This window comes from Stenotrophomonas sp. YJH_SMC_135 (assembly GCF_059372355.1).
The window spans coordinates 479,139-503,765 of record NZ_JCAFVN010000001.1; the positions used below are offsets into that span (position 1 = coordinate 479,139).

Consider the following 24,627-nt stretch of genomic DNA (forward strand, 5'->3'; position numbering starts at 1 on the left):
CAGCCCGCTCACGAAGTGCTGTCGGCGGGGCTGTGCGGGTCGTCCGCTTCGGCGCGGCCGAGGCAGACGATGCCAGCCACGATCAGTACCGCACCGACAAGGTGGTGCAGGGTGAGCGGCTCTTTCAGCAGCCAGGCCGACAGCAGCAGCACACTGATCACCTCCAGGTGCGAGGCCGCGAACGCCGGGCCGATCGGCGCATGGCGCAGCAGGCTCATCCAGGTGAAGAACGCGCCGATGTAGCCGAGGACCGCGCCGTATACCCACGGCTGCGACAGCACGCGCAACAGCCACGCGGTGTTGGCCTCGACCGGCAGCGCGGCGTCACCGGCGTACTTGAAGCACAGCTGGGCCAGCGTGTCGAAGGCCATCAGCAGGGGAAAGCCGATCACATACAGGCGCCTCATGAGCCGGCCCCCACCACCGCCACGCCCGCCGTGACCAGCAGCATGCCGGTCACCCGCAATGGCGTGAGCTTTTCGCGGAACAGGATGCGGCCGGCGATCATCAGCGCGACGATGTTGATCGAGCCCAGCAGCACGCCCTTGGACAACGGCACCAGCGACAGGAACGCGATCCAGGCAACGAACTCAAGCACGTAGCAGGCGATGCCGATCCACAGCCAGGGGCGGCTGAGCATGTGTTTCCAGCGTTGCAGTCCTTCGCCATCCTGCGGGTCGCTGGCGGCGGCCTTGAAGGCGAGCTGGCCACCGGTATCGAGCACCACATTGGCCAGCCACAGCAGCGTGGCGAGTGCCCCCATCTCAGGCCACCGCCTTGAGCACGCCGCTGCGTTCACCGATTTCGGTGAAGAAACGCGCGCTGCGGCGGATCACCTCGCGGCGTTCGCGGTCGATCGTGATCATGTGGTAGCTGTCTTCCAGCACCACCAGTTCCTTCGGGCCGCTGACCCTCGATATCACCAGTTCGGCGTTGCCCATGCTGGCCACGTCGTCTTCGCGGGCGTGCATCACCAGGCACGGTGCGGTGACCTGGTGCAGGTGGCGGCGGGTCCAGTTGCTCAGGGCGCGCATCTCGGCCAGCGCGTGCCAGGGGTTGCCCGGCAGGCCGGCCGCGGCGCTGTCGCCGGACAGCATGGCGGCACTGACCTGCGCACGCAGGCGCTCGTCACGCAGGCCATAGGGCGGTTCTTCCATGAACATGCGGTCGCGGCCGATGTTGAAGCGCTTGAACCACGGCAGCAGGAACGACAGGCGGGCCACGGCGGGAATGTTCCAGCCGTCGTAGCGGAAGGTGGCGCCATACACGCCGACGCCGGACACCCATTCGGGGCGGCGTGCAGCCAGCGCCAGCGCCAGTACCGCGCCCATCGACAGGCCGCCGACGAACAACTGGTCGACCTTGCCACGCAGGCTCGCCGCTGCATCTTCCACGCCCTGGTACCACTGTTCCCAGGTGGTCGCCAGCAGGTCATCCACGGTGCCGCAATGGCCGGGCAACTGCACGCCGTGTACGGTGAAGCCGGCGTTGTTCAGGCCCTTGCCCAGCATGCGCATTTCCGCCGGGGTGCCGGTCAGGCCGTGGACCAGCAGCACGCCCTGCGGGCCACCGGGGAGGAAGAAGTCGTGCGATTCGGTCACCTGGCGGCTCCGGGACGGCAGTGGGGATGGTCAGGATCGCAAGCGCGATTTTCGCCAGCCTTTCAGCGCCCCGGTACGGGTCAGGGGGCCTTCAGCAGCGGCAGTGTGATGGCGACCTTCAGGCCCCCACCGGCGCGGTTGAGGAAGGTAAGGCGGCCGCCGGAATGCTCCACCGCTTCGTGCGCGATGGCCAGGCCCAGGCCGGTGCCGCTGGCTGCGGTGCCAGGCGCTCGGAAGAAGCGCTCGCCCAGCCGTGGCATCACGTCCTCGGGCACGCCGGGGCCGTTGTCCTCCACGTACAGTTCGACGTCATTGTCATCCAGCGCATGCACGCCGACCGTGACGGTCGCATCGCGGCCGGCATAGCGCAGCGCGTTGTCGATCAGGTTGTCCAGTGCTTCCTGCAGCTGGGCACCGTTGCCGAGCACGCGCAGCGGGTGGGGGCTGCCGCGGTAGCCAAGATCAATGCCATCGCGGATCGCTTCGGGCACGCGCATGCCGACCCACTGCGGCACCAGCTCGCACAGGTCCAGTGCCTCCACGGTATCGGGCACGGTCTGCGCCCGGCTCAGTGCGAGCAGCTGGGTGCTGACCCGGGCGGTGCGCTGGTTGAGCCGGCGGATGTGCTGCAATGCCTCGCGCACCGTGTCCGGGTCACCATGGGCCAGCGCCTGGTCCACATGCAGGGCCATGCCGGCCAGCGGCGAACGCAGCTGATGCGCGGCATCGGCGATGAAGCGGTTCTGCAGCGTGATCATTTCCGCCTGGCGCGCGAACAGATCGTCGATGGTGCTGATCAGCGGCTGGATCTCCTCCGGCACGTCGGCGTCGGAGATCGGTGCCAGTTCGCCACGGCGCTGCGCCAGGCGGGTCCTCAGCGGCGTGAGGATGCGCAGGCCGTAGGTCACGCCGAACCAGACCAGCGCTGCGGTGCCCAGCGCCAGCATGGTCATCAGCGGGATGATGATCATCAGGATCTCGCGCGCACGCTGGCGGCGGTCGGCCATGCTTTCGGCCACGGTCACCGCCAGCTCGTCCTGCGGATCGTTCATCGCCTGCGTGCAGACGGTGGCCATGCGCACCTGCTGGCCATTGAGGTTGCCGTCGTACAGGGCCGGATGCACGCCGGTGCAGTCCTGAGAAGGGGCATACGGGCTGAAGTCCGCATTGCCGCTGAGGGTGCCCTTGCGGCTGCTGTCGACGTTGAAATAGCGATGGCCGTCGGGGTCGTACTCGATCAGGAAGCGCGCCTGCGGAGACAGGTCGCTGGTCACCGGCATGGTGCTCAGCATCTGCGCGAACGAGTGCGTGTCGTCGATCAGGTTACGGTCGTGGATGCGGTTGGAATAATCCAACGCAACGTAATAGGCCAGGATCGTATTGAAGGTAAGCAGGCCCAGCATCGGCAACGCCAGGAAGGCGAGCAGGCGCCGACGCAGGCTGGGGGGGCCGCTGATCACGGGGCGCTGTCGTCCTGCGCGTCTTCCAGCATGTAGCCCAGTCCGCGCACGGTGCGGATGCCCATGCCGCCGGGCTGCAGCTTGCGGCGCAGGCGGTGCAGGGCGATGTCCAGGCCGTTGTCGGTCAGGTCCTGGCCCCAGTCGCACAGCGCCTCCACCAGCTGTGCGCGCGAGACGATGCGCTCGGCCCGTACCGCCAGCGCCGACAGCAGGCCGAACTCGCGTGCGGTCAGTTCCAGCGACTGATCGTCGATCCACACCCGATGCCCGGCCAGATCGATGCGCAGGCGGCCGATGCGCAGGTCCGGGTTGCCATTGCTGGTCACGCGGCGCAGCTGTGCGCGCACGCGGGCTTCGAATTCGTCCAGTGCGAATGGCTTGACCAGGTAGTCGTCGGCACCGAGGTCGAGCACGCGCACGCGTTCGGCCAGGCCGTCGCGGGCGGTCACCACCAGTACCGCCAGGCCATCGCCGCGCTGGCGCAGGCGCTGCAGCACGTCGCGGCCATCCAGCTGCGGCAGGCCCAGGTCCAGCACCAGCAGCGCGTATTGGGTCGAACCCAGCGCGGCGTCGGCGTGCGCGCCGTTGTCGACGTGGTCGACCACATGCCCCTGCCGGCGCAGCGAGGCGCACAGGCCGGAGGCGATGTCCGGGTCGTCTTCAGCAATCAGAACGCGCATGCGCGGGGAGCTCCTGTAACGGTCGGGCCCAGCGGGTGGACGGGGCGGGCCTCTCGGCTGCCGAGGGTAGCCGCAAACGGGGGGAAGGTGGAGCGCGCCGGCACCTCCCGGCACCGTCGCGCTGTCCCGCCATTCAGTCCTGCAGGCCCGGCTCACCCAGTGCCAGCGGCACCCGTGAGCCGTCCAGCAGGCCGCGGCTGAGCCTGCCATCCTCGATGAACAGCAGTTCGCCGTTCTCGCCGTTCTTGATGCTGCTGTCGATGGCGATCACGCGGTCGCCATGGAAGCTGCTGACGTGCGGCATCGAGGTGTGGCCGACCACGATGCGCGTGAGCTGCAGGCGGTCGAGCACGGCCTGTACCCCCGCGGTGTCGAGGCGGCCATCGAAATAGCCGCGGTACCAGATCGGGCTGGTCTTGCCGTCATACAGCGGTGCGGTGGCCGGGTCGGCCTTCACTTCGGCCTTGGGCAGGCCCAGAGAGGCCTGGTAGGCCGCATTGGTGCGTACCGGGTCCAGCGCCAGCTGCAACGCCTCGGGCGAGATGCCGCCATGCAGGAACAGGGTATCGCCGATCTTCAGCAGCACCGGGCGGGTGCGCAGCCACTGCCCCATCACCGAGTCGGCGCCATACAGTTGCGGGTAGCTGCGGCCCAGCAGCTGGGCGCTGCGCAGGTACTTCGGGTTGACGTAGCGCAGGTCGTCGTACAGCACCATGGTTTCGTGGTTGCCTAGCACGAAGTGCACTGCGCCACCGGCGGCGGCGGCCTGCTGCTGCAGGCCGTACAGCAGCCAGAACGCCTCGGTCACCTGCGGGCCGCGGTCGAATACATCGCCAGCGATGACCAGCGTGTCCTTACCCAGGGCCCAGCGATCCTGGGCGTCGATGACCTGGTGGGCGCGCAGCAGGCGCACCAGCAGCCCGTACTGGCCATGGATGTCCGACAGCGCGACGATGCGCGGCGCGGCCGGCAGCACGGAGACCGAGGCCGCATTCGGCGCGGCCACGTGCACGGTGTGTTCGTAGCCACAGCGCGGCGCGATATCGGTGCCCGTCGTGTTGATGGCCAGCGAGCGCGACTCGACCTTGTCGTCGCAGATCCACTTGGCCTGCAGCTGGTCGCCCTGGCGGAATACATAGGGGCCATCGGCCTGCACGTGGTCGGCGGGCGCGGCAACCTCGCGGGCCTGCGTGGTTGCTGTGGCGCAGGCCAGCAGCGGCAACAGCAGGGCGGTCAGCAGGGAAGGGCGATAGCGCGGCATCGGCGGCGTCCGGCGGCCGAAACCTCCGATGCTAACCGGCGCGGCCGGATCGTGGTGTGCGCGAATGGGCGGATCAGGCGCCGCGCCGGTCGTCCTTGAGCTTGCGCACGCGGGTGGCGGCGGCCTGCAGCGGCTGACCGTCGCGCCCGTGCGGCTGCATGTAGGGCAGTGGTCGCCGCGTGCTGGATTCGATCAACTGCGAATGGGCTTCACCGGCGCTGAAGCGATGGCGTTCTCCCCACTGGCGCAGCGCGACCAGCAGCGGGAACAGTTCCTGGCCGGCGTGGGTGAGCACGTATTCCTGGTAGGCCGAGCCATCGGAGGCCGGTTGCAGTTGCAGGATGCCGGCCTCGACCAGCCTGCGCAGGCGATCGCTGAGGATGTTGCGCGCCGCGCCGAGGCTGCGCTGGAAGTCGCCAAAGCGCGTGACGCCGTCGAAGGCATCGCGGATCACCAGCAGTGCCCAGCGATCACCGAGCAGGTCGGCGCTGCGGGCAACGGGGCAGGGACTGTTGGCGTGCATGCTGTGGCCTCCGAATGTGGTTGCAGTTTAAAACCAATGGCGATAGCCTGCATCAAGTTTCAAATTGCAACTACATCATGAGCGCATCGATGTCCCGCCCATTGCTGACCCTGCTGGCGGTCGCGGCCGGCGCCAGCGTTGCCAACGTCTACTACGCGCAACCGCTGCTGGATCGGCTGGCACAGGCCTTCGCACTGGACCGTGCCGTGGCGGGCGCAGTGTTGGCGGCAACCCAGGCCGGCAGTGTGCTGGCATTGCTGGGCCTGCTGCCGCTCGCCGATCGCGGTGACCGGCGACGCCTGCTGCGGATGCAGTTGATGGCGCTGGTGCTGGCCCTGCTGTGGCTGGCAGCGGCACGCACGGCCGGTTGGCTGTTGTCGGGCATGCTGCTGGCCGGGCTGTTGGGCACCGCGCTGACCCAGGGCTTGATCGCCTATACCGCCACGCTTGCGCCGCCCGAGCAGCGCGGGCGCCTGGTGGGCGTGGTGCAGGGCGGCGTGTTCATCGGCCTGTTGCTGGCGCGCGTTGTATCGGGCGCGGTCGCGGCCACCGTCGGCTGGCGGGCGGTCTATCTGCTGTCGGCAGCGCTGATGGCGGCCCTGGCCGTGCTGCTGTGGCGGCGCCTGCCGGCGGTGCCGGTGCCGGCGGTACCACCGCGCTGGCGCGAACTGCTGGGTTCGATGCTGGGCATGCTGCGCCGGGACCGCGCGCTGCGCGAGCGTGGGCCGCTGGCATTGCTGCTGTTTGCTGGCCTCAACGTGTTCTGGGCGGCGGTGCCGCTGCCGTTGTCGGCGCCTCCGTTGCAGTGGTCCACCGCGGCCATCGGCGCACTGGGCCTGGCCGGCGTAGTGGGCGCCTTGATGGCGGCGCGGGTCGGGCACTGGATGGACCGCGGTTTCGCCGGTCGGGTCAGTCTTGGCGCGTTGCTGCTGATGCTGGCCGCGTGGTGGCCGCTGCTGGGCCTGCCGCAGTCGCTGTCGTTGCTGCTGCTGGGCGTGATCGTGCTCGACCTCGGTGGGCAGGCACTGCACGTATCGAACCAGGCGCTGCTGCTGCGTGCACCGGCAGAACAGCATGGGCGCCTGGTGGCGTTGTACATGCTGTTCTATGCAGTGGGCAGTGGTGCCGGTGCGGCTGCCGGGCCCTGGATGCAGGCCCGGCATGGCTGGCCTGCGGTGTGCCTGCTGGGTGCAGGCATCGCGGCGCTGGCGCTGCTGTGGTGGGCAGCATGGCGGGTGGTGGCGTCCAATGCATCGGCTGGCGCGCGGAACGGTAGAGCCGACTGTCGGTAGAGTCGACTGTCAGTCGACTGCTCTTCGCCCCGCGTGCGAAAAATCCCGCGCTGCGCGCGATAGTCGACCAGCGGTCGACTCTACCTGTCCTGTCGTCATCGCTGCAGTGCACGCCGCCCCGGGGCTTCCTCAAGGTCCGCGCTGGCCACTACCACGCGGTTGCGGCCGCTGCGCTTGGCCTCGTACATCGCCGCATCGGCCCGTGCCATCAGCCGCTCGTAGTCCGGGTGGCCGTCATGGCCGGCTACGCCGATGCTGGCGGTCAGTGCCAGTACCTGGCCGTTGGCCAATGCCACCGGTGACTGCGCGATCTGCCGCCGCAGGCTTTCGGCGATCACCGCGGCCTGTGATTCGCTGGCCGCGACCAGCACCACCACGAACTCCTCGCCGCCATAGCGGAACAGGTAGTCACTGCCGCGGGTCAGCTGGCCGAGCAGGCCGGCGACGTGCTGCAGCGCGCGGTCCCCGGCGTCGTGGCCGTGGCCGTCGTTGATCGCCTTGAAGTGATCCAGGTCGAGCAGCAGCAGCGAGAATGGCGTGCGGTTGCGCGTGGCCAGCTCGATCTCCCGGCGCAGCACGGTAGGCAGGAAGCGGCGGTTGAGCAGGTTGGTCAGCGCATCGCTGCCGGCATCCAGCTCACCGATGCGCTCGAACAGCAGCGTCATCAGGGTGCGGATGGCGGCCAGGTCCTCGCGGATGGCCGGCAGCACCGCCAGTCGTTGTGCCGGGGCATCGTTGCTCGCCCGCTGCAGGTTGCTGTCGATGCGGGCCATCAGCTGGCCGACCTGCCGGGTCTCGCTGCTCTCGCCGAAGCTGGGGATGCCCTTGTGGGTGAACCACAGGCCGAACTCGGAAGTGGCCAGGCTGGCGCTGTCGCTGGCCTGTACGTGGCCAGCGAGCGCGTAGAGCAGGGCGTTCTCCCAGTCCAGCAGCAGTGCGCGCTGGCGTTCGCGTTCGGTGCCGACGTTCTGCACCAGCGAGAACAGCCGGTACGCAGCATCGGCGCGGGTCGAGCGCTCGCGTGCATGGGTATAGGCCAGGGTCATGCCTTCCATGGCGATGTCCATGATCGCGCTGAGGCAGTCGATGGCGGCGAACGCAGTGGCACTGTCGGGCGCGTCGTCGTGCAGGCGCACGAACAGTTCGTGCTTGAGCACGCGCGCGCCGCGGGTGACCAGGTCGACCGGAATACCGACCCGGGCATGCACATCGCCGATCACCCGCTGCGAGGCAACGGCGCCGGCAATACCGTCGGCATTGGTGGTCAGCAACTGCACCAGCCAGCGCTGCATGGCCGGCTGCAGGCGCTGCTTGACCTGGTCGTGGGACAGGAAGCGGCGTGCACGCCCGTCCTGCAGCAGCACTTCGTAGAAGCGTTGGGCCAGCGCCGGCGGGGCATCGGCGGCGGCGGCGTGCAGCAGCGCGGTGGCGGCAGGGCCGGCCTGTTGCAGGCAGTGCTGCCAGGCCTCGGCCAGCGGTTGGCTGGCATCGTCCAGTTGGGGTGGTTCCACGTCGATCTCTGACTGCGTACGGCAAACCACGGGTATCGGCCGCGGTGGCGCACGGTTGATGGCGGGTTGGCCGGTCAGTTTATGCGCGATGCAGGGTTGCACGGCGCGCAAAGCACGTCGGCGCCGCGGCGGCAATGAGTGAACGCATTTGAGAATCACTCGCATTGATGGGAGAATGCGCGCACGGATCGGGCCGCAGGCGACTGCAGCGACGCTCCGCCTCCCCCTCGTCGTTGCCTCAAGCCCTTTGCCAGAGGCCCCGTTGCCCTGCCAGAAGGTCCAGACCATGTCTCCTGCCGTTGTCCTTTCGCCGCGCCCGCTGGCGCTCGCCGTTGCCGCCCTGCTGGCGGGAAGCGCCCTGACCGCCCAGGCCGGAACCGATGCCACCGATATCGACACGGTGCATGTCACCGCCTCGCAGATTGCCCGCCAGGCACTGGGTACCTCGACCATCACCGCCGAGGACATCGCCAAGCGCCCGCCGGCCAACGACATCGCCGAGCTGCTGCGCACCATGCCGGGCGTCAACCTCACCGGCAACAGCGCCTCGGGCCAGTACGGCAACAACCGCCAGATCGACCTGCGTGGCATGGGGCCGGAAAACACCCTGATCCTGGTCGACGGCAAGCGCATCGGTGCGCGTGACGCCGTGCGCATGGGCCGTAGCGGTGAGCGCAATACCCGCGGTGATACCAACTGGGTGCCGGCGGAAATGATCGAGCGCATCGAAGTGCTGCGCGGCCCTGCGGCGGCACGCTATGGCTCCGGTGCGTCCGGCGGCGTGGTCAACATCATCACCAAGCGCCCGACCGGCGACCTGACCGGAGCGGTCGACCTGTATGGCCTGGTGCCCGAGCACAGCGCCGAAGGCGGCAGCGAGCGCGTCGGCCTGCAGCTGAGCGGGCCGATGACCGACACCCTGTCGTTCCGCCTGTACGGCAACCTCAACAAGACCGACGCCGACTCACTGGACCTCAACCGCCAGTACGCCACCAACCCGAACGCGGTGCCACCGGCTGGCCGCGAGGGTGTCAAGAACCGCGACGTCAACGCGTTGCTGCGCTGGGACATCACCACCGACCAGGTGGTGGAGTTCGAAGCCGGCACCAGCCGCCAGGGCAACATCTACGCCGGTGACCGCGCGGTCAGCACTACCGGTACCTCGACCGGCGTTGACCTGGCGGCGCTGGCCGAAGGCGAAGCGGAAACCAACCGCATGTACCGCAACACCGGCGCGATCACCCATCGCGGCCGCTGGGGCGACGTGACCTCGCGGGTGACCGCCGCGGTGGAAGCGGTCAACAACTCGCGCATCAATGAAGGCCTGGCCGGTGGCCCGGAAGGCAGCTTCAACGGCACCGACTGGTCGACCTCGCGCCTGCGCAACTACCAGCTGGATGGCGAAGTGAGCTTCCCGACCTCGCTGGGCAGCGCCGAGAACATCTGGACGCTGGGCTTTGAATACCTGGACAGCCGCCTGACCGACCCGTACTCGATGAGCCAGTCCAGCAGCAGCGGCGGCGGCATCCCGGGGCTGTCGGCCGATCGCGCGCGGGGCAAGGCCGACGCGCAGACCACCGCAGTGTTCGTCGAAGACAACATCTACCTGGGTGAGCGCTGGATCGTCACCCCGGGCCTGCGCTTCGACCACCACAGCCAGTTCGGCAACAACACCAGCCCCAGCCTCAATGCGCAGTTCCGCATCAACAGCGACTGGGTGGTGAAGGGCGGCATCGCCCGCGCGTTCAAGGCGCCGAACCTGTACCAGTCCAATCCGGACTATCTGTACTACACCCGTGGCAACGGCTGCCCGAATGCACTGCCGAGCCTGGGTGCCGGTTGCTACATGCGCGGCAACGCGGACCTGAAGGCGGAAACCAGCCTGAACAAGGAACTGGGCATCGAGTGGGCACCGCAGAGCGGCTGGCAGGCCTCGTTGACCTACTTCCACAACGACTACAAGGACAAGATCCAGGCCGGCTACACCCAGATTGGCCTGACCGCCGACACCAAGGGCCGCATCTTCCGCTGGGAGAACGCGCCCAAGGCGATCGTGCAGGGGCTTGAAGGCAACCTGGTGATCCCGCTGCTGGGCGAGCAGGGCAACCGCCTGAAATGGAGCAACAACTTCACCTACATGGTGGAAAACGAGAACAAGAGCACCGGCCAGCCGCTGTCGGTGATCCCGAAGTACACCGTCAACACGATGCTGGACTGGCAGGCCACCGACAAGCTGTCGGTGCTGCTGACCGGCACGTTCTACGGCAAGCAGAAGCCGGCCACCGCCAACATCAACAATGATCCGCGCTGCACCGGCAGCTGCGATCCCTCGATCGCGCTGCAGGACCGCGGTGCCTACAACATCTGGGGCGTGAGCGCGCGCTACAGGGTGACCGGGACCGTCAGCTTCGGCTTCGGCGTGAACAACCTGGCCGACAAGCGCCTGTTCCGCGAGGCCAACAGCAGCGATGCCGGTGCGGCGACCTACAACGAACCGGGCCGCGCGTACTGGGCCAGCCTGCGCTTCGGGTTCTGACCGCACGCGGACGCCGGTCCGCTGCGGTCGCCAGGCCAGGCCTGGCGCTGCCGGCCACGCTCCGGTAGCGCCGGGCCATGCACGGTGAGGGATCGCCTGGGCTGCAATGTTATAAACACCGTAATAGTCTCCCCCGCCAGCACGGCGTAGCCTGCACCGCATCGCAAAGGAGCTGTTGCCATGGGCCACGACCACGATCACCTGCCATCCCAGATCCGCCACGAGAAACCCTTGTGGTGGGCCCTCGGCCTGACCTCCACCTTCCTCGTCATCGAGGTGGTGGGCGCGTTCTGGACCAACAGCCTGGCGCTGCTGTCCGACGCGGCACACATGGCCACCGATGCACTGGCACTGATGATCGCGCTGGTCGCGGTGCGGTTGAGCCGACGCCCGCCGGACGCGCGCCGCACCTACGGCTATGCACGCCTGGAAGCGCTGGGCGCGATGATCAACGGCGCCATGCTGTTCGTGGTCGCCGCCTACATCCTGTGGGAGGCGATCGGTCGTTTCCGCGAACCGCAGGAGATCGCATCTTCGGGCATGCTGGTGATCGCCGCCGCAGGCCTGGTCATCAACCTGATCTCGATGCGCCTGCTGCAGGCCGGCAGCGGCGAGAGCCTGAACGTGAAGGGCGCCTACCTGGAAGTGTGGGCGGACATGCTTGGCTCGGTGGCGGTGATCGCCGGTGCGTTGTTGATCAAGTGGACCGGCTGGAAGCCGATCGACCCGATCCTGGCGGTGCTGATCGGCCTGTGGGTACTGCCGCGCACCTACGTGCTGATGCGCGAGGCGATCAACGTGCTGCTGGAAGGCGTGCCCAAGGGCATGGACGTGGCCAAGGTACGCGACAGCCTGTCCGGTCATGCTGCGGTGCTGGACGTGCATGACCTGCATGTGTGGGCGCTGGCCTCCAGCACGCCGGCGCTGACCGCGCACATCGTGATGCGCGACGGCACCGACGCCGATGCGCTGCGCCGTGAGCTGGGCGGGCGCCTGCACGATGACTTCGGCATCGAACACGTGACGCTGCAGATTGAAGCGGACCACTGTGGTGAAGCCTGCGCTGGACCGGCGTCGGCCAAGAGCGGCGCGCAGCAGGGCCATGAAGGCCACGACCACGGTGAGGACGCGCAGGGCCATCGCGGCCACGTGCATCATTGAATGAAAATGAAAGCCGCACCGGGGAATGCCCGGTGCGGTCATTCGTCGCGTCGCGAGGCCAGCCGATCCGCCAGCCGGGTCGGTTCCGGCAGCCGGTAACCGCGCAGCGTGCGCTGCACCCAGTCCAGCGCGGTATCGGCACTGACCCGATGGCCGCCGGCCACGAACAGCGGCTTGCAGCGCACCTTGCTGCGCAGCACCCAGCCCAGTTGTTCGTCGCCATCCTGCAGCGGCGCATGTGCACCGGCCTCGGCGCCCGGTTCGACGAACCGGCCCACCAGCTTCGACTTGGCCACGCCGATGCTGGGCAGGTCGGTGACCACGCCCAGATGCGCGGCCACGCCCAGCCGGCGCGGATGGCTGATGCCATGGCCATCGACGAACACCAGGTCCGGCGTGCGCGGCAGCAGCGCCAGCGCGGCCAGCAGTGCCGGCAGCTCGCGGAAGCTGAGCAGGCCGGGGATGTAGGGCATCACCGTGGGGATGCGCGCGATCTCCTGCGCCACGGGCTTCAGCGTCTCCACGTCCAGCAGTACCGCCGCGGCGCGGGTGATGGCGCCGTCGTCTTCAAAGCCAACATCCAGCCCGGCCAGCCAACGGACGTCGCGTGGCAGGCGGTCCTGGCGCTCCACGCGGCCGGCCAGCTGGAGCTGCTGCGCGCGTGCCGCGGAGACGCTGCCTTCCCAACGTCCGGGATCGATCACCGTATTCATCGGTCACAGCATCGCACGGGCGGCGCCACGGCCCGGTGAGCGGCGGCCGGGCTACAATGGCGGCCTGCCTTTCCTCGCGTTGGAGACCCTGCAGTGACCCGTAAACTCGTACTGTTGCGCCATGGCCAGAGCCAGTGGAACCTGGACAACCGCTTCACCGGCTGGGTCGATGTCGACCTGACCGAGCAGGGGCGCCGGGAAGCGGCCGCCGCCGGTCGCCTGATGCGCGAGGAAGGCCTGCAGTTCGACGTCGCCCACACCTCCGTGCTCAAGCGTGCCATCCACACCCTGCAGGGTGCGCTGGCCGAGCTGGAGCAGGACTGGCTGCCGGTGAACAAGTCCTGGCGCCTCAACGAGCGGCACTACGGCGGCCTGCAGGGGCTGGACAAGGCCGAGACCGCGGCCAAGCACGGCGAAGAGCAGGTCAAGGTCTGGCGTCGCTCGTACGACATCCCGCCGCCGCCGATGGACCTGGAAGATCCGGGCCACCCGATCCATGACCGCCGCTACGCCGGTCTGGACCGCAACGCGCTGCCGGGCACCGAGTCGCTGGCCACCACCCTGGACCGCGTGCTGCCGTACTGGCACGACGCCATCGCGCCGCAGCTGAAGGACGGCAAGACCGTGCTGGTCACTGCCCACGGCAACTCGCTGCGCGCGCTGTACAAGTACCTCAACAATGTCTCGCGCGAGGAGATCCTCGAGCTGAACATCCCGACCGGCATCCCGCTGCTGTTCGAACTGAACGACGACCTGACCGTGCAGTCGTTCCGCTACCTGGGCGACCCGGAAGCAGCGCGCAAGGCCGCCGAAGCCGTGGCCAACCAGGGCAAGGCGAAGTAAGAAGCACAAGGCCGGCGCAAGCCGGCCTTCGCTTTTGTCGAGCCGAGCCCACGCTCGGCCGGCGCTGTCGCAACCCGGTAGAGCCAACCCATGGGGGCTGCATCAGCCAGCTACGAGGGATCCATGCGGCGCACCTTCGGCGGCCGCAACGCGGCAATGTCGATGACGTGTTCCTGGCATATCACCTGATAGTGCGTGAATGGGCCCGGGTAACTGACATCGGCAAAGGTGGCATGGTCCAGATAATCGAGGAACTTCGAACGGCTGTAGCGGCGGAACAGGTTGCCGCTCCAGGTTTCGGCGTCGTCCCAGCTCTGGTAGGACTCGTTGTGCACGGCGTAGCTGATGTAGTGGTCCCAGATCAGCTCAAAACGCTGCGAGTGGGGCATCACCTCTATCGCACGTGCATCATCGATTGAACGTCCATGAGCGAGCTCCACACGGGAGGGCTTTCCGACCACCAGGCCTTCCTCGACGACCAGGCGCAGACGATTCGCTTCCGGCTCGCCGATGCCCGCCAGGAACAGACACTCACAAGCGTCGATGGCCTGCAGCAGCGCAGCTTCGTCCATGGTCATGAAGTCCAGTGATCGCGGAAGCCAGAGCATAGCGGCATGCAGACGGAGCCGCGCCATGCGCTCGTGACCTTTGGCCGGTCCCCAGCGTCGCTCCCGCGGCTACCCTGTGAAATTACCCGCAGGAGAGCCTCATGAACGTCCGCAACCTGGTCCCGCTGGGCCTGACCATCGCCATCGCTGCCTCACTGGCGGCCTGTGGCAAGAACGAAACCGCCCCGGCGGCCAGTGCCGACGCCAAGCCGGCCTTCGACCTGTCGCAGATCAAGACGCCGCTGATCTCGCTCAACAGCGCCGACCTCGATCCGGCCATTCCGGCCTGTACCGACCTCAATGGTTTCGTCAACAGCAAGTGGCTGAAGGCCAACCCGGTGCCGGGCGACCAGACCACCTGGGGCAGCTTCGAGATCCTGCGCGAGCGCTCGCTGGAAGTGCAGCACGCGCTGGTGCAGCAGGCCGCCGCCAGCCAGGCCAAGGCGGGCTCGGTGGAAGCGAAGATCGGTGACATCTGGAAGACCGGCAACGATGAAGCGAAGATCGAAGCTGCCGGCCTGGCGCCGCTGCAGCTGCAGCTGGACAAGATCACCGCGCTGAACGACACCGCCGCCATCACCCGGTACCTGCGCGACAGCCAGGCCGAGGGCAAGGGCGTGCTGTTCTCGCTGTTCGCCAATGCCGACTACAAGGATTCGGCCAACGTCATCGCCTACGTCGGCCAGGGTGGCCTGGGCCTGCCGGAGAAGGGCTACTACTTCGACGATGCGCAGGCCAAGATCCGCGACGCCTACGTGGCCTATATCGCACAGGTGCTGACCCTGTCCGGCGTGGACGCGGCGCAGGCCGCCGAGCAGGCGAAGGCCGTGATGGCCTTCGAAACCCGCCTGGCCAAGGCCTCGATGTCGCGCATCGAAATGCGTGACCCGGCCAAGCGCTACAACCCGCTCAGCGCGGCTGAGGCCGACAAGCTGACCCCGAACTTCAGCTGGACCGCGCTGTTCGAGACCCTCAAGGTGCCGGCCGCGCAGAAGTTCTCGCTGGCCCAGCCGGGCTTCTTCGGTGAAATGGACAAGATGCTGGCCGATGTGCCGGCCAGCACCTGGCAGGCCTACCTGCGCTTCCACACCATCGACGACGCCTCGCCGTACCTGAGCAGCCAGTTCGAGAAGGCCAACTTCGATTTCTATGGCACCACCCTGCGTGGCCAGAAGGAAATGCAGCCGCGCTGGAAGCGCGTGCTGGAGTCGGTCAACGGTGGCATGGGCGAAGCCCTGGGCCAGCTGTACGTCGACGCCGTGTTCCCGGCCGAGTCGAAGGTCGCCATGCAGCACCTGGTGGAAAACCTGTCGCAGGCGCTGAAGGCGCGCCTGGAGCAGCTGCCGTGGATGGGCGAAGAAACCAGGAAGAAGGCCCTGGAGAAGTGGGCCAGCTTCACCCCGAAGATCGGTTACCCCGACAAGTGGCGTGACTGGGCGGGCCTGCAGACCAACGGCGACAGCTACCTGGGCAACATGCAGGCGGCGCGTGCGTTCAACTACCGCTACATGCTGGACAAGATCGGCAAGCCGGTGGACAAGACCGAGTGGGGCATGACCCCGCAGACCGTCAACGCGTACTACAACGCCACCAAGAACGAGATCGTGTTCCCGGCGGCGATCCTGCAGGCACCGTTCTTCGACGCCAAGGCCGATCCGGCGCTGAACTACGGCGGCATCGGTGCGGTCATCGGCCACGAGATGATGCACGGCTACGACGACTCGGGCAGCCAGTTCGCCGCCAACGGCAACTTCGACAACTGGTGGACCGACGCCGACCGCAAGGCCTTCACCGAGCGTACCGACCAGCTGGTCGCGCAGTTCGACGGCTATGAATCGGTGCCGGGCGTGTTCGTGAAGGGCAAGCTGACCCTGGGCGAGAACATCGGCGACCTCGGCGGCCTGACCGTGGCCTACGACGCGTTGCAGATGGCGCTGAAGGAAGACCCGAAGGCGAATGTCGAAGTGGATGGCCACAGCCAGGACCAGCGCTTCTTCATGAACTGGGCCACCGTGTGGCGCCGCAACTTCACCGATGGTGAGCTGCGCGTCCGCCTGAACACCGATCCGCACGCCCCGGCCAACTTCCGTGCCAACGGCGCACCGTCGAACATGCCGTCCTATGCCGCTGCATTCCAGTGCAAGGCCGGCGACGCGATGGTGCGTGCCGACGACAAGCGCGTGGTGATCTGGTAATCGATCACCCGTGACTGCGTGATGCGAAAGGCCCGGCGAATGCCGGGCCTTTTGTCTTCCAGGCCGGTAGCGCAGCGCCGACTGGTAGAGTCGACTGTCAGTCGACTATCGCGCGCAGCGCGGGATTTTCGCGATCTGGACGAAGAGCAGTCGACTGACAGTCGACTCTACCGACGGGTCGTTTCACCTTCCGGAAGATCTCAGGCCAGCTCCGGCTCCCGCGCCAGCATGCGATGGAAGCGCTGCAGCACGTAGGGATCCACCAGCCCTCCAGACTGCGAATCGATGATCCGCAACGCGGTTTCGTGCTCCATCGCGTCGCGGTACGGGCGCACGCTGGTCATCGCATCGTAGGCATCGGCGATGGTGACGATGCGCGCGCCCAGCGGGATGGATTCGCCGCGCAGCCCATCGGGATAGCCGCTGCCATCGAAGGCTTCGTGATGGGCGCGGATCAGCCGCGCCACGGGCGCGGCGTCGCTGCGGCCGGTGGCCAGGAAGATGTGCTCGCCGCGCGCCGGATGCTCGCGCATGATCGCGCGCTCCTCATCGGTATGCCGGCGCGGTGCCAGCAGTACGTCGTCGGGAATGCCGATCTTGCCGATGTCGTGGAAGCGCGCGGCCAGGCCGACCTGCGCACAGGCCTCGTCGTCGAGATCGCAGTGCGCGGCCAGCCGCTGCGCGAACAGGCCGACGCGGTCGCAGTGATGGCGGGTGTAGGCGTCGCGCATCTGCAGCGACATCGAGAGGGCATCGATCAGGCAGGCCTGCGCGTGCAGCAGGTCGGGGGCGGGTACGGCGTCAGGAAACATGGTCATCCGCCCGCACCGGGTGGGGACCGGTGCGGGGTGTTCGGGGGGCGATCAACCCGGGGCGAGGGTGGTCAGAAGGGCGCGGGCCGCGTTGAAGCGGTCTTCCGGCAACGGCAGCGGGTGCTTGATGCGCAGCTTGTCGGGCCCTTCCATGGCGTACAGGTTCGGTTGCTTCTGGATCAGCTGGATCACCGCCATCGGGTCGATGTTCGGCTTGGATTCGAACACGATGCGGCCACCATTTTCGCCCAGGTCCAGCTTGCGGATGCCCAGCGTGTTGGCCTTCAGCTTCAGCTCGGCGATGGCGAACAGGTGCTTGGCCGCATCCGGCAGCAGGCCGAAGCGATCGATCATCTCCACCTGCAGTTCGCGCAGCGCATCGCTGTCGCGCGCGCTGGAAATACGCTTGTACAGGGTCAGGCGGGTATGCACGTCCGGCAGGTAGTCTTCCGGGATCAGTGCCGGCACATGCAGTTCGACCTCGGCACCACGCACTTCCTCGCCGGCATCAAGGTCGGGCAGCTTGCCCTGCTTGATGCTGCGCACCGCGCGCTCCAGCAGCTCGGTGTACAGGCTGAAGCCGACCTCGGCCATCTGCCCGCTCTGGTCCTCGCCGAGCAGTTCGCCGGCACCGCGGATTTCCAGATCGTGCGTGGCCAGGGTGAAGCCGGCGCCCAGCTCGTCCATCGAGGCGATCGCTTCCAGGCGCTTCTCAGCGTCGGGGGTGATCGCGCGGCGGTCGGGCGTGATCAGGTACGCGTAGGCGCGGTGGTGCGAACGTCCGACGCGGCCACGCAGCTGGTGCAGCTGGGCCAGGCCGAAACGGTCGGCACGGTTGATGATGATGGTATTGGCGTTGGGGATGTCGATGCCCGACTCGATGATCGTGGTCGACAGCAGCACGTTGAAGCGCTGCTTCTGGAAATCCAGCATCACCTTTTCCAGCTCGCGCTCGGGCATCTGCCCATGGGCGATGCCGATGCGCGCCTCCGGCACCAGCTCGGACAGCTCGCGCTGCATGCGGCCGATGCTTTCCACGTCGTTGTGCAGGAAATACAGCTGGCCACCACGCGCCAGCTCGCGCTGGAAGGCTTCGCGCAGCAGCGCGTTGTCCCACTGGGTGATGAAGGTCTGCACCGCCAGCCGGTTCGGCGGCGGCGTGGCGATGATCGACAGGTCGCGCAGGCCGGCCATGGCCATGTTGAGCGTGCGCGGAATCGGTGTGGCGGTCAGGGTCAGCAGGTGCACGTTGGCGCGCAGCGCCTTCAGCGCTTCCTTCTGGCGTACGCCGAAACGCTGCTCCTCGTCGACGATGACCATGCCCAGGTCCTTGAACTTCACGTCCGGCTGCAGCAGGCGATGGGTACCGACGATCACGTCGATGGTGCCGGCGGCGACCTTTTCCAGCTCGGCCTTGATTTCCTTGGTGGTCTTGAAGCGCGACAGCACCTCGACCTTCAGCGGGTAATCGGCGAAGCGGTCGCGGAAGTTGCGGTAATGCTGTTCGGCCAGCAGCGTGGTCGGCACCAGCACAGCCACCTGCTTGCCGGCACTGGCGGCCGCAAAGGCCGCACGCACCGCCACCTCGGTCTTGCCGAAGCCGACGTCGCCGCAGACCACGCGGTCCATCGGCTGGCTGCTGGCCAGGTCGCGCAGGGTGGCGTCGATCGCGGCCAGCTGGTCCGGGGTCTCCTCGAACGGGAAACCGGCCGCGAACGGCTCGTACATCGCGCGGTCGACCTGCAGTGCCAGGCCGGCACGCGCCTGGCGGCGGGCCTGGATCTCCAGCAGTTCGGCGGCGACGTCGCGTACTTTCTCGGCGGCCTTGCGCTTGGCCTTGCTCCACTGCTCGCCACCGAGCGAATGCAGCGGCGCGGTTTCCGCCGACGCACCGGAATAGCGGCTGATCAGGTGCAGCTGGGCGACCGGCACATACAGGCGGTCGCCCTTGGCATATTCGATTTCGAGGAACTCGCCGGGCATGCCGCCGACGTCCATCGCGATCAGGCCACGATAGCGGCCGACGCCATGATCCTCGTGCACGATCGGCGCGCCCTCGGTCAGTTCACCGAGGTCGCGGATGATCGCTTCCGGCTCGCGGCCGGCACGGCGCGTGCGCCGGGTGCTGCCGGCGCGCTCGGGGAACAGCTGGCGCTCGGTCAGCACCGCGATGCGCGGATCGTCCAGCGCGAAGCCATCCTCCAGCGGTGCCACCGCGATCGCGAAGCGCGCGTCGTCGGCGAGGAAGCTGGGCAGGTCGGCCACCACCGGCGGCTTCAGCTCGGCGGCCTGCAGCACTTCCAGCAGCGCCTCGCGGCGGCCGGGTGAATCGGCGGCGATCAGTACCCGGCCCGGATAATGGCCGAGGAAGGATTTCAGCGCCTCGCCAGCGGGGGCTTCGCGCGCGGCCACCGGCAGCGGTGGCAGCGGCTGGTCGCCCAGCGCGTGCGCGTCGGCGATGCGCGCATGGTCAGCCGCCCACACCTCGATGCGCGGGGCTTCGTTCAGGCGCTCGCGCAGCAGCTCCGGCGACAGGTACAACGCCGACGGCGGCAGCAGCGGGCGCTCCACATCATGGCGGCGCTGCTCATAGCGGTCCGCAGTCTGCGCCCAGAACGCGACGGACGCTTCATACGCACCGGCACAGACCACCGGCAGGCTGCCGCTGGGCAGGTAGTCGAACAGGGTTGCGGTGCGTTCGAAGAACAGCGGCAGGTAGTACTCGACGCCGGCCGGCGCCAGTCCGGACTTCAGGTCCTGGTACAGCGAACTGCGCCGGGTATCGACATCGAACCGCTCGCGCAGCGTGGCCAGCACGCGGGCGATGCTGGCTTCATCCATCGGCACTTCGCGGCCGGGCAGCATGTGCACCGCCTCGACCTTGTCCAGCGAACGCTGGCTTTCCGGGTCAAAGGCACGGATCGAGTCGATGTCCTCGTCCAGCAGTTCCACCCGCAGCGGCTCGTCGGCACCCATCGGGTACACGTCGAGCAGGCCGCCGCGCACAGCGAAGTCGCCCGGATCCATCACCTGCGGCACGTTGCGGTAGCCGGCGCTTTCCAGGCGGCGCTTCTCGGCTTCCAGGTCCAGGCGCTGGCCGACCTTCAGGTCGAAGCTGCCACCGATCACGTAGCTGCGCGGGGCCAGCTGCTGCAGCAGGGTCTGCACCGGCACGATCACCAGGCCACGCTTCAGCGCGGGCAGGCGGTGCAGGGCGGCCAGGCGCTGCGAAATGATGTCCGGATGCGGACTGAAGCGGTCGTAGGGCAGGGTTTCCCAGTCCGGGAAGGCGACCACCGGCAGGGCCGGATCGCCGCCGAGCAGGGTGTGCAGGTCGGCTTCGAGCTGGTTGGCACCGTGGTTGTCACGGGCGATCACCAGCAGCGGGGCGTCGTGCGCACGCGCGGCCTGGGCAAGGTACCAGGCCAGGGCGGTCGGCGAGGCGGGGGCGCGCCACCAGGCGCGGAGCTGGCCGGCGCGCGGCAGCGGCGGGGCGGGGTATGAGGTACGCGACATGGACCCCGGATTTTAGCAGAAGCCCGATCGAAGCCCGGTGGGTCGTGCCGGCCGATTGCCGGCAGCCTCATGTGCCGTTGGGGTAACGCAGTTCAGGCCAGCGGCCGGCACTACCGGCAGGCATCGCCGGGCGGGGCCCGGCGCATCTGTCAGTTGTCCAGCTCCAGCACCATCCGCACCAGGCCTTCGGCACCGGCCGGGTGCGGGACCGGCTTGAAGCCCAGCGAGGCGGCCAGCTGTTTCATCGGCTCGTTCTCGGCGGCGACGTCGCCGTACAGGCGGTCCAGGTACTTGCCGCGGCCCCACTTCACCAGCTTGCGCATCAGCTGCCGGCCCAGGCCCTGGCCAATGAGGAAGCGGCTGATCAGGATCGCGTACTCGGCTTCACGGGTGCCGGGGATGATCGAGGCCCGGGCGACCGCGCCGACCACCGCTTCGCCAGCGGGCAGGGATTCGGCTGCGACCAGGGTGATCTCGGTCTTGGGATTCGGGTGGGTCAGGCGCTGGGTGGTTTCCGGCGAAAGCTCGGTCACCGCCTGCAGGAAACGATCACGGATTTCTTCCGGCCCGAACAGGCTGAACGCCGCTTGCAGCGGTGCGCCATCTTCCGGGCGGATGGGGCGGATCAGCAGCTCGTGGCCGCTGGGAGCCTTGAAGATCTCATGCCAGGGCGGCATGCGGTTGCGAGTGGCCATACCGGGTGATTCCTTGGTGGTCCATCGATTGTGGCATCACCGGGGCTGCATTCCGTGAACGAAAGGCTCACGGCGGTACAGACTCGTGAAGGCCGTCATTCGGGGGCTTTGAGCCAATCCAGGCGGGTGCTGGCCCCCGGTTCGCCCAAGTGCTGGCGCAGCGCCGGCAGGGCCGGGCCGACCACCCGGTCGAACTGCCACGGCGGGTTGAGCAGCAGCATGCCGCTGCCGTTGAGGCGCAGCGGCGAGTCGTCCGGGCGCACCAGGAACTCGATCGTCATCGCCGATTTCACCGGCAGGGCGGTGGCCTTGCGCAGGAAGTGCAGGATGGTGCGGCGCTGCTTGATCGGGAACCACACCGCGCAGGTCGCCTGTGGCCAGCGCGCCAAGGTCTCGGCCAGGGCGGCCAGAACGGCCTGGTACTCGGCGTCCTGGGCCTCGTACGGCGGGTCGATCAGCACCAGGCCACGGCCGATCTTGCTGCCGTTGAACTTCGGCGGCAGCAGCGAGCGCAGCAGGGCATAGCCATCGCCAGCGCGCACATCGACGCGGCTGTCATGGGCGAACAGGGCCTTCAGCGTGGCCGTTTCGGCTTCCTGCAGCTCGCAGACCGCCATGCGGTCCTGCGCGCGCATCGCCTGTGCGCTCAGCAGCGGCGAGCCCGGGTAGTTGGTCAGCGCGCCCACCGGGTTGTCGGCCTGCACCGCCTTCAGGTAGCGCTCGACCACCTCCGGCAGCCTGGGCTGGGCCATCAGCCGCATGATCCCGGATTCGGCCTCCAGGGTCTTGCGGCTCTCTTCGCTGGCCAGCAGGTAGCGGCCGGCACCGCCGTGGGTGTCGAGCACGAAGAACGGGCTGTCCTTGCGCTTGAAGCTGTCGATCAGGGCCAGCTGCACGATGTGCTTGAGCACATCGGCGTGGTTGCCGGCGTGGAAGGCGTGGCGATAGTTCATGGGCGGCAGTGTACGGGGCGGCGGCCGCAGCGGCTATGCTGCGCGCCATGACAGCTCCCGTTGCCCATGTCCTGGTGGTCGAGGACGAAGCCGCCATCGCCGAAACCGTGCTCTATGCGCTGCGCAGCGAAGGCTATGCCGCCAGCCACTGCCTGCTGGGCGGCGAGGCCCTGCAACGGCTGCAGGCCGGCGATATCGACGTGGTGGTGCTGGACGTGGGCCTGCCGGACCTGGGCGGTTTCGAGGTCTGCCGGCGGCTGCGTGCGCAGCCCGGGCCGGCGGCGCAGCTGCCGGTGATCTTCCTGACCGCCCGCAACGATGAAGTGGACCGCGTGCTCGGCCTGGAACTGGGCGCCGACGATTACATGACCAAGCCGTTCTCGCCGCGTGAGCTGGTGGCGCGGGTGCGTGCGCGCCTGCGTCGTGCGGCAGCGGTCGTGGCAGCCCCCGGCGCAGATGCGGGCTGGCAGGAACATGGCGCCTTCGCCATCGACCGCGAAGGCCGGCGTATCCGCTTCCGCGGCCACGCGCTGGACCTGACCCGCTACGAGTACGCGTTGCTGGAAGCGCTGCTGCAGCGGCCCGGTGCCATCCTCAGCCGCGCGCAGCTGATGGACCGGGGCTGGGACAGCAGCGCCGACAGTGCCGACCGCACCGTCGACACCCATGTAAAGACGTTGCGCGCCAAGCTGCGTGCGGCTGGTGCCAGCGACGACCCGATCCGCACCCACCGTGGCCTTGGCTACGCGCTGGAGGTCTAGCCGATGCGCCTGGTACTGAAGCTGTTCCTCGGCTTCTTCCTGATCACCGGCATCGCCGCGTTCTTCGTGATGCGCGTATTCGTCAACGAGGTGAAGCCCGGTGTGCGCCAGGCGATGGAATCGACCCTGGTCGATGCGGCCAACGTGCTGGCCGAGATGGCCGCCGCCGACGTCAAGGACGGCACCATCCGCAGCGGCAGCTTCACCCGCAACTTGGCCAAGGCGCGGCAGCGCGACCTGAAGGCGATGGTCTGGCGTTTTCCCAAGCGATCGCTGGATTACCGGGTGACCATCACCGATGCCAGGGGCATCGTCATCTACGACTCGCTGGGCCGCGACCTCGGGCGTGACAATTCGCGCTGGAACGATGTCTACCGCACCCTGCGTGGCGAGTACGGCGCCCGCTCCAGCCCGGAAATACCAGGCGAAGAAGGCGATACGGTGATGCACGTGGCGGCGCCGGTATACGACCCGGCCGATGGGCGCACCCTGATCGGCGTGCTCAGCCTGGCCCAGCCCAACCGCAGCATCGATCCGTTCATCGCCGCCAGCCAGCGCGCCATCATCGAGCGCGGCGCCTGGTTGATCGGGCTGTCGGCGCTGGTCGGCGTGCTGGTGACGATGTGGCTCACCACCGGCCTCGGCCAGCTCAGCCGCTATGCACGCGCGGTCAGCGCCGGCGAACCGGTGCCACCGCCACGGCGCCGCCGCGACGAGATCGGCGACCTGGGCCAGGCGCTGGAAACCATGCGCCGCAAGCTGGAGGGCAAGGCCTATGTCGAACAGTACGTGCAGTCACTGACGCATGAAATGAAGAGCCCGCTGGCGGCGATCCGCGGTGCCGCCGAGCTGCTGCAGGAGCCGCTGCCCGAGGCCGACCGCGTGCATTTCGCGCGCAGCATCGTCGACCAGCAGGAGCGGCTGACCGAGACCATCGACAAGCTGCTGGCGCTGGCCGAAGTGGAACAGCATGGCTGGCTGCAGACCCGCGATCCGATCGCGCTGCCAACGTTGCTGGCCGATGCGGCAGCGGCGGCGCAGGTGCGTGCGCAGGCGGCCGGCGTGCAGGTCAGCATCGGCAGCGCGCCCGACCTGCGCGTGCAGGGCGATGCCTATCTGCTGCGGCAGGCGTTGCACAACCTGATCGACAACGCCATTGCCTTCTCACCGCCCGGCGCGGACATCGCACTGCAGGCCGAGGTGGACGGGCAGGGCGTGCGCCTGCAGGTGGCGGATCGCGGTGCCGGCATTCCCGACTACGCGCGCGAACGGGTGTTCGAACGCTTCTATTCGCTTGCCCGCCCGGGCAGCGGCCGGCGCAGTTCCGGCCTGGGCCTGCCGTTCGTGCAGGAGGTCGCGCGCCTGCACGATGGTCGCGCCAGCCTCGACGCGCGCGACGGCGGTGGCACCGTGGCCAGCCTTTGGCTGCCGTTGTCAGTGCCGGGCCAGCGTCCGCGCCGCTGACTTCACACTCGCTTCAACTTCGCCACAAACCCTGCTCACCGC

The 24,627-nt window shown here is 68.1% G+C and carries 21 protein-coding genes; 7 read left to right on the forward strand and 14 right to left on the reverse strand.

Going from position 1 to position 24,627, the window contains the following annotated elements; translation table 11 throughout:
- Positions 1–8 precede the first annotated feature (8 nt).
- The 7 genes from AC5P98_RS02430 to AC5P98_RS02460 form a co-directional block, all read right to left on the reverse strand.
- Positions 9–407 (reverse strand): DMT family transporter, encoded by a 399-nt coding sequence (locus tag AC5P98_RS02430; protein WP_032958031.1) that lies wholly within the window; start codon positions 405–407, stop codon positions 9–11.
- Positions 404–763: an EamA family transporter gene (locus AC5P98_RS02435; protein ID WP_014646430.1), complete on the reverse strand. Its 360-nt coding sequence runs from the start codon at positions 761–763 to the stop codon at positions 404–406. The genes AC5P98_RS02430 and AC5P98_RS02435 overlap by 4 nt, the downstream gene beginning before the upstream one ends.
- A 1-nt stretch (position 764) precedes the next feature.
- The gene (locus AC5P98_RS02440; protein ID WP_032958029.1) at positions 765–1,601 is read right to left on the reverse strand and encodes an alpha/beta hydrolase; all 837 of its coding nucleotides are present in this window, start codon (positions 1,599–1,601) and stop codon (positions 765–767) included.
- An 80-nt stretch (positions 1,602–1,681) separates the two neighbouring features.
- Positions 1,682–3,061, reverse strand: a complete 1,380-nt coding sequence (locus AC5P98_RS02445; protein WP_049419408.1) for a sensor histidine kinase — start codon at positions 3,059–3,061, stop codon at positions 1,682–1,684.
- Positions 3,058–3,741 (reverse strand): response regulator, encoded by a 684-nt coding sequence (locus AC5P98_RS02450; RefSeq protein WP_014646433.1) that lies wholly within the window; start codon positions 3,739–3,741, stop codon positions 3,058–3,060. The genes AC5P98_RS02445 and AC5P98_RS02450 overlap by 4 nt, the downstream gene beginning before the upstream one ends.
- A gap of 133 nt (positions 3,742–3,874) precedes the next feature.
- The gene (locus AC5P98_RS02455; protein WP_049419407.1) at positions 3,875–5,002 is read right to left on the reverse strand and encodes a metallophosphoesterase; all 1,128 of its coding nucleotides are present in this window, start codon (positions 5,000–5,002) and stop codon (positions 3,875–3,877) included.
- A gap of 73 nt (positions 5,003–5,075) precedes the next feature.
- Complete coding sequence (locus tag AC5P98_RS02460) at positions 5,076–5,525, reverse strand: winged helix-turn-helix transcriptional regulator (RefSeq protein WP_014646435.1); 450 nt, start codon at positions 5,523–5,525, stop codon at positions 5,076–5,078.
- Between the two features lie 89 nt (positions 5,526–5,614).
- Between AC5P98_RS02460 and AC5P98_RS02465 the strand changes: the two genes are divergently transcribed.
- A complete protein-coding gene (locus AC5P98_RS02465) occupies positions 5,615–6,817 on the forward strand; it encodes an MFS transporter (RefSeq protein WP_425603905.1) in 1,203 nt (400 codons plus the stop codon).
- 95 nt (positions 6,818–6,912) lie between these two features.
- On the opposite strand, the gene AC5P98_RS02470 is transcribed toward AC5P98_RS02465, so the two are convergent.
- Entirely contained in the window at positions 6,913–8,328 is a 1,416-nt protein-coding gene (locus AC5P98_RS02470; RefSeq protein WP_032958025.1) for a GGDEF domain-containing protein, read from the reverse strand.
- A gap of 286 nt (positions 8,329–8,614) precedes the next feature.
- Between AC5P98_RS02470 and AC5P98_RS02475 the strand changes: the two genes are divergently transcribed.
- Both AC5P98_RS02475 and AC5P98_RS02480 read left to right on the forward strand, forming a co-directional pair.
- Complete coding sequence (locus AC5P98_RS02475) at positions 8,615–10,864, forward strand: TonB-dependent siderophore receptor (RefSeq protein WP_049408862.1); 2,250 nt, start codon at positions 8,615–8,617, stop codon at positions 10,862–10,864.
- Between the two features lie 180 nt (positions 10,865–11,044).
- A complete protein-coding gene (locus tag AC5P98_RS02480; protein ID WP_495229842.1) occupies positions 11,045–12,025 on the forward strand; it encodes a cation diffusion facilitator family transporter in 981 nt (326 codons plus the stop codon).
- A gap of 38 nt (positions 12,026–12,063) precedes the next feature.
- Here the strand turns inward: AC5P98_RS02480 and nfi are convergent, their stop codons facing one another.
- Positions 12,064–12,738, reverse strand: a complete 675-nt coding sequence (gene nfi, locus AC5P98_RS02485; protein ID WP_049408848.1) for a deoxyribonuclease V — start codon at positions 12,736–12,738, stop codon at positions 12,064–12,066.
- A gap of 93 nt (positions 12,739–12,831) precedes the next feature.
- On the opposite strand from nfi, the gene gpmA reads away from it, so the two are divergent.
- On the forward strand, positions 12,832–13,581 hold the full coding sequence (gene gpmA, locus AC5P98_RS02490) for a 2,3-diphosphoglycerate-dependent phosphoglycerate mutase (protein ID WP_014036448.1): 750 nt from the start codon (positions 12,832–12,834) through the stop codon (positions 13,579–13,581).
- Positions 13,582–13,691: 110 nt separating this feature from the next.
- On the opposite strand, the gene AC5P98_RS02495 is transcribed toward gpmA, so the two are convergent.
- Positions 13,692–14,153, reverse strand: a complete 462-nt coding sequence (locus tag AC5P98_RS02495; RefSeq protein WP_234413139.1) for a hypothetical protein — start codon at positions 14,151–14,153, stop codon at positions 13,692–13,694.
- Positions 14,154–14,290: 137 nt separating this feature from the next.
- Between AC5P98_RS02495 and AC5P98_RS02500 the strand changes: the two genes are divergently transcribed.
- Positions 14,291–16,384 carry a M13 family metallopeptidase gene (locus tag AC5P98_RS02500; RefSeq protein ID WP_049408849.1) on the forward strand — a complete coding sequence of 698 codons (2,094 nt, stop codon included), beginning with the start codon at positions 14,291–14,293 and terminating at the stop codon, positions 16,382–16,384.
- 200 nt (positions 16,385–16,584) lie between these two features.
- Here AC5P98_RS02500 and AC5P98_RS02505 read toward each other — a convergent pair whose 3' ends face one another.
- From AC5P98_RS02505 to AC5P98_RS02520, 4 genes are all read right to left on the reverse strand, one after another.
- Positions 16,585–17,202 carry an HD-GYP domain-containing protein gene (locus AC5P98_RS02505; RefSeq protein WP_049408850.1) on the reverse strand — a complete coding sequence of 206 codons (618 nt, stop codon included), beginning with the start codon at positions 17,200–17,202 and terminating at the stop codon, positions 16,585–16,587.
- A gap of 45 nt (positions 17,203–17,247) precedes the next feature.
- Complete coding sequence (mfd, locus tag AC5P98_RS02510) at positions 17,248–20,712, reverse strand: transcription-repair coupling factor (protein ID WP_049408851.1); 3,465 nt, start codon at positions 20,710–20,712, stop codon at positions 17,248–17,250.
- 149 nt (positions 20,713–20,861) lie between these two features.
- Positions 20,862–21,407 carry a GNAT family N-acetyltransferase gene (locus tag AC5P98_RS02515; protein WP_014646444.1) on the reverse strand — a complete coding sequence of 182 codons (546 nt, stop codon included), beginning with the start codon at positions 21,405–21,407 and terminating at the stop codon, positions 20,862–20,864.
- A gap of 95 nt (positions 21,408–21,502) precedes the next feature.
- Positions 21,503–22,360: a 23S rRNA (adenine(2030)-N(6))-methyltransferase RlmJ gene (locus AC5P98_RS02520; protein ID WP_014646445.1), complete on the reverse strand. Its 858-nt coding sequence runs from the start codon at positions 22,358–22,360 to the stop codon at positions 21,503–21,505.
- Positions 22,361–22,395: 35 nt separating this feature from the next.
- On the opposite strand from AC5P98_RS02520, the gene creB reads away from it, so the two are divergent.
- Together creB and creC are read left to right on the forward strand one after the other, a co-directional pair.
- On the forward strand, positions 22,396–23,121 hold the full coding sequence (creB, locus tag AC5P98_RS02525) for a two-component system response regulator CreB (protein ID WP_080354574.1): 726 nt from the start codon (positions 22,396–22,398) through the stop codon (positions 23,119–23,121).
- Between the two features lie 3 nt (positions 23,122–23,124).
- A complete protein-coding gene (gene creC / locus AC5P98_RS02530; RefSeq protein WP_046429643.1) occupies positions 23,125–24,585 on the forward strand; it encodes a two-component system sensor histidine kinase CreC in 1,461 nt (486 codons plus the stop codon).
- The last annotated feature ends 42 nt before the right edge of the window (positions 24,586–24,627 follow it).